2 protein-coding genes are annotated in these 2814 nt (G+C 67.4%); both read right to left on the reverse strand.

Annotation, left to right across the window (positions count from 1 at the left end):
• Window positions 1-86: 86 nt before the first annotated feature.
• The gene (locus AC1D01_RS28545) at window positions 87-698 is read right to left on the reverse strand and encodes an oxidoreductase (RefSeq protein WP_477872424.1); all 612 of its coding nucleotides are present in this window, start codon (window positions 696-698) and stop codon (window positions 87-89) included.
• On the reverse strand, window positions 699-2814 hold a 2116-nt coding region (locus tag AC1D01_RS28550), incomplete at its 5' end, for an efflux RND transporter permease subunit (RefSeq protein WP_477872426.1).

Raw genomic sequence — 2814 nt, forward strand, 5'->3', positions numbered from 1 at the left:
GGCGAGGCTGGCCGCGATGGCGAGCAGCGTGTGATGTTGCATCTTGATGGAGCTCATGGGGGTGTCGATTTCATTCAGCGTCCGGCCTATGCCGGCAGCCGCAGTTGCTTGCGCAGGCTCTTGTCGAACGCGGCGGCCGGGACGAACCGGCGCAGCAGGCTCACTTGCCGCGCGAATCCACCTGCGGCGTAGCGGCGGCGCGGGCTCGCCGCGGTGCAGGCCTTCAGGACGGTCTGGGCCACCGACTCCGGCGAGTCGGCGTTCTTCATCACGTCGCGCATGACAGCCTCCGCGTTCGAGCGCGCGGACTTGTATGTGTCGAGCGGTTGGTCAGCCTGGATGAGATTGCTCTCGAACGAAGTCCGCGTGTACGCGGGTTCGACGAGCACCACTCTGACACCCGCGTCCCTGATCTCGTGGTCCAGCGACTCGGAATAGCCTTCCACGGCGTGCTTGCTCGACGCATACAGCGCCATGTAAGGGGCCGGGATCAGCCCCATCACGGAGCTGATGTTGACGATCCGGCCGCGCCCCTGCCGGCGCATGACGGGAAGGACGGCCTTCGTGGTTCGCATCACGCCGAACACATTGACGTCGAAGAGTGACTTCGCCTGCTCGAGGGATGACTCCTCCGCCCCGCCCATCAGCCCGACGCCTGCGTTGTTGCGCCCATCTTGCTGCGTGTGGTCGTTGGACATTCATTGCTCCTTGGTTGAAAGGTGGTTGGTGCCGGGGCTGTCACGCCGCACGCGGAACCAGGCGGCGTACAGCGCCGGCACGAAGACGAGGGTGAGCGCCGTGGCCACGACCAGGCCGCCCATGATCGAGATGGCCATCGGTCCCCAGAAGACGCTGTGCGTGAGCGGGATCATGGCCAGCACCGCGGCGGCGGCGGTCAGCACCACGGGGCGCGAGCGCCGTACCGTGGCGTCGACGATGGCGGTCCAGGGCGCCACGCCGCGCGCGATGTCCTGGTCGATCTGGTCGACCAGGATGATCGAGTTGCGCATGATCATGCCGCTCAGGGCAATCACGCCCAGCAGCGCGACGAAGCCGAATGGCGCCTGGAACAGCAGCAGCGCCGGCACCACGCCGATCAGCGCCAACGGTGCCGTCATGAACACCATGAACAGGCGTGAAAAGCTCTGCAACTGGATCATCAGCAGCGTCAGCATCACCGCGAACATCGCCGGGAACACCGCGAACAGGGCCTTGTTGGCCTTGTCGCTCTCCTCGATGGCGCCGCCGTCCTCGATGCGGTAGCCCGTGGGCAAGCTGTCGACGATGGGCTGCAGCGACGGCCGGATCTTCGCGGTGGCGTCCGGCCCCTGCACGCCGTCGACGACATCGCTGCGCACGGTGAGCACCATGTCGCGGTTGCGTCGCCACAGCACCGGCTCTTCGAAGCCCGGCTCCACGCGGGCCAGCTGCGACAGCGGAACGGTCACGCCGCTGCGCGTGAACACGGGCAGGTCGCCCAGTTGACCGATGCGCTTGCGCTCCTCGGGTGTCGCTCGCACGACCACGTCGATGAGCTCTTCGCCGCGGCGGATCTGCGTCACCGGTGCGCCGTCCAGCGCGGTCTGCACCAGGCCCTGGATGTCGGCTGTGGAGAGGCCCAGCAGCCGCGCCTTGTCCTGGTCGACGTGGACCTTCATCGAGCGGACCTGCTCGTTCCAGTCCAACTGCGTGTCACGCACCAGCGGGCTCTGGCGCACCGCATCGCGCACCTTGTAGGCGATCTCCCGCACCTGCACCTTGTCGGGGCCGATGACACGGAACTGGACCGGGAAACCCACCGGCGGGCCGAACTCCAGGCGCGTGACGCGCGCATTGACGTCCGGCAAGGCCTCGTCCTTGGCGAGCAGGTCCAGCAGTCGGGCGCGCACCCGCTCGCGCTGTTCAATGCCCGCCGTCTTGAYGACGAACTGTGCGAACCCCGGGTTCGGCAATTCCGGCAGGATCGACAGATAGAAACGCGGCGTGCCGGCACCGGTGTAAGCGGTGAAGAATTCGATGTCCGGGTCTTTCGCCAGTCGCGCTTCGAGCAGCTTCACCTGGCGTTGCGTCGCGGCGAAAGACGCCCCTTCGCGCAGCCTCAGGTCCACCAGCAGTTCCGGCCGCGATGCGGTGGGGAAGAACTGCTGCTGAACCGTCAGCATGCCGGCACCGGCGATGGCGAAGGCCAGCACCGTGGCGCCGAGCACCCAGGCCCGGTGCTGCACCGCCCCATCGATGACGGCGCGCAGCCGGTGGTAGACGGGTCGGTCGTAGACGTCGTGGTGCGTGCCCGTCTGCGGATTCCCCAGGTTCTTCGGCAACAGCAACACGCCCAGGTACGGCGTGAAGATCACGGCCACCAGCCACGACAGGATCAGCGCCACCCCGACGACCCAGAAGATGCCGCCCGCGTACTGGCCGGCGATCGACTTGGCGAAACCCACCGGCATGAACCCGGCGGCCGTGATCAACGTGCCGGTCAGCATCGGAAGCGCCGTGGTCGTGTAGGCGTAAGTGGYAGCGCGCAAGCGGTCCCAGCCTTCCTCCAGCTTCACCACCATCATCTCCACGGCGATGATGGCGTCGTCGACCAGCAGGCCCAGCGCGATGATCAGCGCGCCCAGCGAGATGCGGTCCAGGGCCCAGCCGGCGGCGTGCATGACGGCCGCCACCAGCCCGAGCACCAGCGGCACCGACGCGGCCACCACGATGCCGGTGCGCCAGCCCAGGAACAGGAAGGACACGGCCAGCACGATGGCCAGCGCCTCCAGGAACGAGCGCTCGAATTCCCAGACCGATTCCTCCACCACGCGC

The sequence above is a fragment of the Rhizobacter sp. P3_B12 genome (assembly GCF_056402895.1).

What these genes read in the sequence shown, in the direction of transcription:
- AC1D01_RS28545 (WP_477872424.1), bottom strand. Translation starts at nt 698, where the DNA reads ATGTCCAACGACCACACGCAGCAAGATGGGCGCAACAACGCAGGCGTC.